This window comes from Oceanobacillus piezotolerans (genome assembly GCF_003665065.1).
Classification (GTDB): domain Bacteria; phylum Bacillota; class Bacilli; order Bacillales; family Amphibacillaceae; genus Oceanobacillus; species Oceanobacillus piezotolerans.
The window spans coordinates 1-7,932 of the sequence record NZ_RCHR01000016.1 but is presented as its reverse complement, the minus strand read 5'-3'; the positions used below and the strand labels follow the sequence as shown (position 1 = coordinate 7,932).

The following is a 7,932-nucleotide window of genomic DNA, read 5'->3' as shown; positions in this document are numbered from 1 at the left end:
ATGAAGCCTTTATTATCGACACTCATTCCAATTATCCGTTTATGTACTGAAAAGTGGTTTGAAATCCTGCGAATAAGCGAGCATTTACGAGTAAATCGAATCTATCTGAGGGAGTTTAAGTACATTTCTTCACAATCGTCTTTGTATTTTAGCGAAATTAATTTGTTATTAAAGAAACATATTTATATGGTTCTCCCCTACTCCTAATGCTAAGTTATCCTTAGATATTGCGTCTATAATCTTCTTATACAATATTTGAAACAAAGATATTCTTTATATTCTATTCAAAACTAATTATAGCTTCCGCATTATATATTGTAATACAAAAAACTATAATGGCTATTCGATATCATAACATAAGTATTATAGTTTAGAAAACAACCCTATTTCTTTCATAGTTTTATATATTGGACAAATAAATAGATTTTTCTAATGCTATTTATGTCAAATAGAAAAATAAGGATTACTATGCTACGATATTTATAGTTCTCAACTTATAAACTATGTAATAAATTATTTAAAATTAATATTTCTGTTATGAAATTTACTGCATTACAAAGGGGATGTTATTTTATGAATCAGTTACAAAGAGATTCGAAGCCATTGAACACATCAAATAATCGCTCAATGATACTTCCTACAGTAAACATGGAGAAAAGGACCAAGACGAAGACAAAAATACACAAGATAATACAAAGGGAGAATATGTAAGGGAGCTTCTACAAATCTACTTACTCTTTGCCAATAACAAAGAACAATTCGGCATACCCGATATACCTGGGGAATCTCTCTTCCGCTGCATTAAAGAGAAACAAATACGAATCTATCAAAATTGGTTAAAGACAGTTCCCCTAGGAAAAGGAAATAAGCCTTATTCCATAGCAACTATTTCTAGGAAGACGACTATCTTTAAATCTTTCCTACATTATTTATATAAGAAGGGGTACATCACTGAATCGGTGCATCATGCTTTCTTATCAGCTAAAGTAGGGAAAAAAGATTTACCAAACAGAGATATTACTAAACATCAAGTTATCCAGCTTCTCGACTACTACCGGAATAATCCTATTGTTCATGGATTATTAGCGGTATTAATTACAACGGGAGCAAGGATAAGCGAAATCTGCACCACAAAAGTAAGTGACTTAACTCGTGAATATAATCCCAAAACCAATACATATGGATACTGGTTAGAGGTGATTGGAAAAGGAAATAAGAAAAGGCCACTTCTTATTCACGATAATGTATTTCAAACGATTGTTAAGTTTAGAAAAAGAAGAAGACTAGACACTATTTTGGATCCAACGGACCATTCCCCTTTATTCACCACACCTAAAGGGAAAGCCTATAATTACAAAAATCTTTCTATGTTCATTACCAAGAAATTAAATGAAGTGGATGTACCCTTTATTCAAGTAAACAATAAATTAAAACTACAAGCTGCAGCTGGTACTTTGCCAGAAAAAGATAAAGATAAGATTCTTTCTATATCTCCACATACCTTACGTCATGGGTTTGCTATTATTAGCGCAGAGAATGACAGCGATGTTTTCCGTATCATGCAAACTCTCGGCCATGAGTCATTAGAAACGACGATGATTTACTTAGAGAATAAGCAATCAAAAGAACAAAACGTAGGACATTCGTGGGGAAATAATGAAGTATTAAAACACATATAGAGATGTTTAACATCTCTATATGTGTTTTTTTGTAGAAAAAAGAATAATATACGGTTTCCACCTACCAATGTCTGTCTATTCCATTTACTCAAGGTAAAATATCACTAGTATTAACTTACCTATACACAAAATGACACTAGACTATTTAGACTATTTTGAAATTATTGCTTTAAAACCGTCGAAAAATGTTTTATTATATATGTGTAAAAAATATTAGTTCTATTCAGTATAAATTATTAAATTCAGTAAATTCGGGTGGTGATAAGTCAACATTATTAAAATATAATTTTGAAAACACTAAGACATATGAATTAAAGAGAGGTAGATTATGAGAAAAATTAAATTATCAATTTTCATGATGATAGTTTTCTGGGGGACGTTTTTCTTTATCACTATTATATCCTCTTTATCTTATTCACCCTTTGCTCTAAGTAAATCTACAACCAGCACGATAAACAGTCATGTTTTGCAATCATGGGGATTTTTTAGTAAGAACCCAAGAGATCAACTGTTTAATGTTCACGTTTTAGAGGATAGTAATAAAACTATAGTCTGGCCTAATAACCTTCCTAGAAACGCATTCGGATTAATAAGAACAGGTAGAGCACAAGGAATAGAAGCCGGTGCATTGTTTTCTCAAATTGATAGTGAACAAAGGGATACGTGTGATGGAGATATCAAAAATTGTTTAAAAGATTTAAACGTTTCTCAAAAAATAATAAACCAAGACAAAAACCCTTCTTTATGCGGAAATATTGGTTTTTCATTTCAAGAACCAGTCCCTTGGGCTTGGGGTAAATATTATAGTCAGAATGACATGGAAGCTGAAGTAATTAAGGTCGAGGTGCAATGCAAATATGGATAAAAAATTGGAAAATTGGTTACATAATGCAAATCCGTGGACTAATGTTTACGGTTTAGCAAGAACGTTACTAGCTACTTCAACATTACTTACCCTTTTATTTAATCCAACCGGAAATTTTTTTAAACCGAGTAGTTTCAGTGAAACCTATCCTAATTGTAGTAATAGATATTCTATATTCTGTTTAATTGATTTTAATGATACCGAGTTAATAATTATTAAATGGATTTGTATATTGATATTGGGAATCGTTGCAAGTGGGTGGCGCCCACGTTTTACAGGTATATTTCACGCTTGGATTACCTTTAGTTTTTACAATTCTGCTGTAGCAGTTGATGGTGGAGAACAAGTTGCAACAGTATTTTCTCTTATTCTATTACCTATAACTCTAACTGATAATAGAAAGTGGCATTGGCAAGACCCACCACAGAGCAGAGACGAAATTAGTAAAGTAATAGGTATGACTAGCTATTATGCGCTTAGAGTTCAGGTTGCTATTTTATACTTTCATTCTGTTGTCGCTAAAATCTCAGAGGAAGAATGGATTGACGGTACAGCTGTATGGTACTACATACAATCTCCAATGTTGGGTTTTCACCCAGATTTACTTAATATATTCAAACCCCTCTTAACTACTCCATTGATAGTTGTACCTACCTGGGGAACTTTAATACTCCAATTCATATTAGTTATGGCATTAGTAATAGACAAAAAGTACTGGAAATATATTCTTATTGCAGCAATGTTCATGCATGAAATTTTTGCAATAGCGCTAGGCCTTATATCTTTCTCTCTAGCAGTGATTGCAGTTTTACTAATGTATTTACGCCCTTTAGAAGAAACCTTTAATTTTAAGGAGGTGAAAAATACAGTTCTATCCAATACATTTAAGGGCTTAAATAAAATAAAACTATTAAAAAACGGGAGGCTTAGGTATGAAGAGAAATAAGAAAAAATTCATATCAATTTTTCTAATCGCTACAATTGTTTTATCCTTATTCTCTACTAATGTATTCGCTACCGAATCAATCATCGATGCTAATGAAAAACGTTATAGTGGAGAACAAATATTTAGAGGTGTTGTAATCGGACAAGGTGAAATTGCCAAAGAACTTGATGGACTCTGGAACTCAAAAAACTATGAAAAGGCAAATCAAGCAGAAAATATAAAAGCTGTAGATGAAGTTTTAGCAAAAATGAAAGAAGAACACCCTACTTTCTTTCAAGACTTTGAAGATGCAATTTACAACAAGGATCTCAAAAAAACTGAGGAACTGTTAATTCATGGTTCTGAAAGGTTTATAGAAATTATGAATACTGAGTATGATACAAAGTTAAGTGAAGGTGAAGTAGCTGATGCAAACTGTCTTGTTGCTGTCCTTTCACTGGTGGCTGCGTTTTCTCACGCAGTTCAAATTACATTTTATTTGGAATTTGTCGCTGTTGGACCTGGATTTGAATCAAGTATGGAACCGACTGCTAGAGAATCATTAGTCTTAGATATAGTAGAAATGGCTAACTAATATCAAACTATTAATATGGAAGCATAGCGGTATTTTTTATATCGCTACGCTTCTATATTTATGATAGATTTAACCTTCTATATATTAGGTAAGAATACATAACGGCAATGAATGCGGTCACCAGAATTAATAATATAGATATAATCGAAATAGAATCGGGTACAACAAAAGATAAGCCTATGATTAATATGCCAACCACGAATAACAGCTTACCTGCAAATCTATTTGCTTTAGTCCAGACTCTTTCATCTTTTAAAGTCCAGGGGGTCCTTAAACCGTATAGAGCGTTAGGTTTAGTCTTCTGCATTGGATTAGCAACTAAAGTAATTATTCCCCCTATTATAATACCCATAAAAAGGTCGCTGTTTAATTCGATTTCTAACCCTACTGAAATTATAAATAACTGAATGGCAAACATAAATAACAATGAAATGTTATTTATCGTATTAATAGTTTTGCTATTCCTTTTATTGTTTTGAATCTTATCCATTACAATAATAGAAATAGATGTAACTAACATAAAAAACGGTATTATAAATATAGCAACAAATTTAGATACAAATATATCTGCTTCTCCCTGAGTCCAGTGAATTGGTAGTTCATCTGTAAGGTTTGGTAGAGCTATTAATCCGATAACAATAGAAATTAATATAATAAAAATCGACACTAAATATTTCTTCATATTATCTCTCCTCCCCATTATTCTTTAGGTTTAATATCCAATGAATAATATCTTGGAAAACAGTAGTGTTTAATGAATAATAAATGTGTTGCCCTCTCCTCTCTGAATAGACTAAATCTACATTCTTTAATAATTTTAAGTGATGGGAAATGCTCGGTTTGCTTATATTGAAATTATTGGAAATTTCTCCAGCAGTTAAATCCTTTTCTTTAAGTAATTCTAAGATTTTCCTTCTGGTAGGGTCAGATAATGTTTTAAAGAGGTCATTCATAAATTATCGCCACCTGTTTTATCTTAGATATTTAAATAAATATCTAAATAAATCATAATATTTTCATTTCATCTTGTCAATAATATATTTGAAAATTTAGATTTGCAAAAGTAAGATGAATATATAATTTAGTTTGAAGGGGGAATTAATTTGGTAAATAGAATCTTTAAGTTCTTAAAGAATGATTCGAAGTTAAAGAAAAAAATTAACGTTATCAGTGTAGGAGATATCATTCAATTTAAAGGTGGGAAGGGGTATAAAGTTAAAAGAGTTAATAAACCCAACGATAAATACAGTTTAGGTAATATCTATTTAGAACCCCATGGTACTTGGTTTCCCGTTCCCTTACCTGGAGATAATTCTCTAGAAAAAGAAACTTGGGACAATATACGATATTTTAACTATGATATGGAGCAACGTGCTAAATCTATACAATCTGTAGTTCAGACAGAAGAATCACGGGAACCAGATTTTTACCGTCTATCGAAGGAAGAGGCACATGACCTAGCACTTCAATGTATGCAAAACAAAAAAGATTGAACAAGAAACTAAATAAGGGTCATTTTATAAGAGGTGGATTTATATGAGAAAAGTAATATTGTTTGATAGTAGCTGTATATTTTGCAATAAAACTATACACTTTGTTCTAAAAAATGATCAAAAGAAGCAATTTGATTTTGTGGCATTGAATAGCCCAAAGGGTAAACATATATTGTCTAATTTTACTGTGCCTCCAGATATTGATAGTTTCTTTTTAATTTCTAACGGGAAAATCTATGATAGGTCTACTGCTGCATTAAAAGTAGCAGGAAATTTAAAAGGTATTACTTTAACTATATTTCTACTGATACCAAAACCAATAAGGGATATAGTTTACAAAATTATCTCTAGGAATAGACATAAACTAACGTTTAGTTCTTCCCAGCACTGCAAAATCCCTAGTATTGAAGACCGAAAACGTTTTTTTATGTAAAAAAGTCCATATTGCTTCTTTTTATATGCTATAGTGTTTAACAAAACTACTAAGGAAATTAATACCTCTGTCATAAAAAATAATGTAATAGTAATAAATAAACCCGCTTCAGAAGAAGCGGGTTTACAGGATTATAATGGAGTGAAAATCTAATAATACTAAGTAAAAAAATGAAGACAATTTGGTAATGCTTTATCCCTTTTTCAAATGGAAATCTATCATCCAAATCTCTAAAAAATGGATTATCTTCTTTATAAATACTTTTTCCTTTTAACATTAAGAACCTACTTAAATACTAATCTATTTATTCCTTACAGAAAGAAGCTTAGTCGAAGGTACAAATATAGGGTCTATATTATACTCCTCTACTTACATAGGATCTTATGTTTTTATCATGTTTTTTTAATCGCTCTTTTATATCTTTTCGGTATTGTTTTTCTGTTTGTTCATCCCATACGTCGAATCCAGGAACAAGGAATATCATACAAGCGACAATGAGAAGCAGTAAAGCAACCGAAGTGATTTCTTCTAATAATGTCACCTGATGAAATACCCTCACCAAGTCCAAGAAAGTTTCGATAAATCCAAGCATAGAATGCAATACATAGCAATGGAATTGATAGCAATATTCCTAACCAACCCACTCTACTAATTAGATATGGTGTTTCTTCTACTTGGTTAGAGCTTCTTTGGATTTCGATATCCATTGAATCTTCCGCTGTAGATGTAAATTCTTCCTGCATTCCTTTCAACCAACAAAATCGCAAATCAAAAAGCTTTGAAATATGTTCGGCTTCTAAAAGGAGTTTTTCCATATTCGCTTGGAAATTTTGTACTTCGTAAGGTTTTCCTGATTTTTTATGGTCTTCCAATATCCTCACTATGCGGTCTTGCCATTCTTCAGATACATGAGATACCTCTTTTTCCAAATAACGATAAAGTGAGGATAAGCGTAAAACAGGAAGTTCACTTTCGTTTTCAACCATCACCGTATCATTGGCAATAACAATCGCTGCATGTACTTTAATTTTGGGAGCAGTTCCCCCGTACTTTTCTTTTAATTTCCCATTCAAGAACCTTTCCTTAACTGCGATATGGTAATTCATTTGATTTCCGACATCTTTCATCGGTTCCCGATTCCCGTTTTGGAAGACTTTTTGCCATTGACCATCTTTGGATATATGGATGTTCCAGTTTCCTTTTGCACCAAAGTTCTTAATTTCAAGGGAATGAATCCCTGTAGGTCCAGTATACAATATCCGATTCTGCAGAATTTCCCATGTGTTCAATTCGGACACTTTCCAAAATGTGTCCTTCTGCCAACATCAGCTTCATATTTTCAACGATTCTCTTTTCGCCATGTACCCCTTGATTAATGGACCAGACGAGATTGCTTTTTTCTTTTTTATCCTCTAAAAAGAAAGTGGAAATAGAAAACAGTAGTGTTACTCATGATGAAGTTTATCAATCTAGATAAGTGATTTAAAAAGAGTTACGAATGGACAAATAATTTTACTTTAAAACCAGCAGATTATTCGGGGCTGTAAAGTTCGTCGATGAATTAATGCTAATCCTGATATAAATATTACAATAAAAAAAGAGCTATAATAAAAATAGTTTGATCAAAAGGATCTTTCAAAGTTAATCAAAAACATTAAAACGAGGCTGGGACATAACCAGCTAAAATAGTATAAAAAATGGTTCCGAGCAATAAAATTCGCTCGGAACCATTTTTTGTTGAGTTATTTCCATTCTCTGTCACTGGTTTACGGTCCTTGGCGGTATACTTCCTCAAGTTTACCGCCATAAATGCAAACCCTTATTCATTTTTGACTTTGTCTTTACCTCTCAAAGACATTCGAGTGAAACCCAAATTAGCCTTCAAGAATCCGAAGACTGGTTCCACATCAATTTTACGTTTGCCATAAATCTCACCAGTTTT

10 protein-coding genes and 1 pseudogene are annotated in these 7,932 nt (G+C 32.1%); 6 read left to right on the top strand and 5 right to left on the bottom strand.

Features of this window, described 5'->3' with window-relative positions; all coding sequences use genetic code 11:
* Positions 1-959: 959 nt before the first annotated feature.
* The 4 genes from D8M04_RS19835 to D8M04_RS19820 all read left to right on the top strand — a co-directional run bounded on the left by D8M04_RS19835 (position 960) and on the right by D8M04_RS19820 (position 4,064).
* On the top strand, positions 960-1,679 hold the full coding sequence (locus D8M04_RS19835; protein ID WP_158595167.1) for a site-specific integrase: 720 nt from the start codon (positions 960-962) through the stop codon (positions 1,677-1,679).
* Between the two features lie 328 nt (positions 1,680-2,007).
* On the top strand, positions 2,008-2,544 hold the full coding sequence (locus D8M04_RS19830; protein WP_121525136.1) for an SdpA family antimicrobial peptide system protein: 537 nt from the start codon (positions 2,008-2,010) through the stop codon (positions 2,542-2,544).
* A complete protein-coding gene (locus tag D8M04_RS19825; RefSeq protein WP_121525135.1) occupies positions 2,537-3,490 on the top strand; it encodes a sporulation-delaying protein SdpB family protein in 954 nt (317 codons plus the stop codon). The genes D8M04_RS19830 and D8M04_RS19825 overlap by 8 nt, the downstream gene beginning before the upstream one ends.
* A complete protein-coding gene (locus D8M04_RS19820) occupies positions 3,477-4,064 on the top strand; it encodes a sporulation delaying protein family toxin (RefSeq protein ID WP_121525134.1) in 588 nt (195 codons plus the stop codon). The genes D8M04_RS19825 and D8M04_RS19820 overlap by 14 nt, the downstream gene beginning before the upstream one ends.
* Before the next feature lie 58 nt (positions 4,065-4,122).
* Here the strand turns inward: D8M04_RS19820 and D8M04_RS19815 are convergent, their stop codons facing one another.
* A complete protein-coding gene (locus D8M04_RS19815; protein WP_158595166.1) occupies positions 4,123-4,746 on the bottom strand; it encodes an SdpI family protein in 624 nt (207 codons plus the stop codon).
* Position 4,747: 1 nt separating this feature from the next.
* Positions 4,748-5,017: an autorepressor SdpR family transcription factor gene (locus tag D8M04_RS19810; protein ID WP_121525132.1), complete on the bottom strand. Its 270-nt coding sequence runs from the start codon at positions 5,015-5,017 to the stop codon at positions 4,748-4,750.
* A gap of 150 nt (positions 5,018-5,167) precedes the next feature.
* Here D8M04_RS19810 and D8M04_RS19805 point away from each other — a divergent pair, with 150 nt between their 5' ends.
* Positions 5,168-5,557, top strand: coding sequence for a hypothetical protein (locus D8M04_RS19805; RefSeq protein ID WP_121525131.1), 390 nt, complete (start codon positions 5,168-5,170; stop codon positions 5,555-5,557).
* Between the two features lie 43 nt (positions 5,558-5,600).
* Entirely contained in the window at positions 5,601-5,990 is a 390-nt protein-coding gene (locus D8M04_RS19800) for a thiol-disulfide oxidoreductase DCC family protein (RefSeq protein ID WP_121525130.1), read from the top strand.
* 446 nt (positions 5,991-6,436) lie between these two features.
* Here the strand turns inward: D8M04_RS19800 and D8M04_RS19790 are convergent, their stop codons facing one another.
* The 3 genes and pseudogenes from D8M04_RS19790 to D8M04_RS19785 form a co-directional block, all read right to left on the bottom strand.
* On the bottom strand, positions 6,437-7,279 hold the full coding sequence (locus tag D8M04_RS19790; RefSeq protein ID WP_147436847.1) for a hypothetical protein: 843 nt from the start codon (positions 7,277-7,279) through the stop codon (positions 6,437-6,439).
* A gap of 365 nt (positions 7,280-7,644) precedes the next feature.
* Positions 7,645-7,797, bottom strand: coding sequence for a hypothetical protein (locus D8M04_RS20085; RefSeq protein ID WP_158595165.1), 153 nt, complete (start codon positions 7,795-7,797; stop codon positions 7,645-7,647).
* A 15-nt stretch (positions 7,798-7,812) separates the two neighbouring features.
* A pseudogene (locus tag D8M04_RS19785) lies at positions 7,813-7,932 on the bottom strand (transposase); the annotation flags it as partial.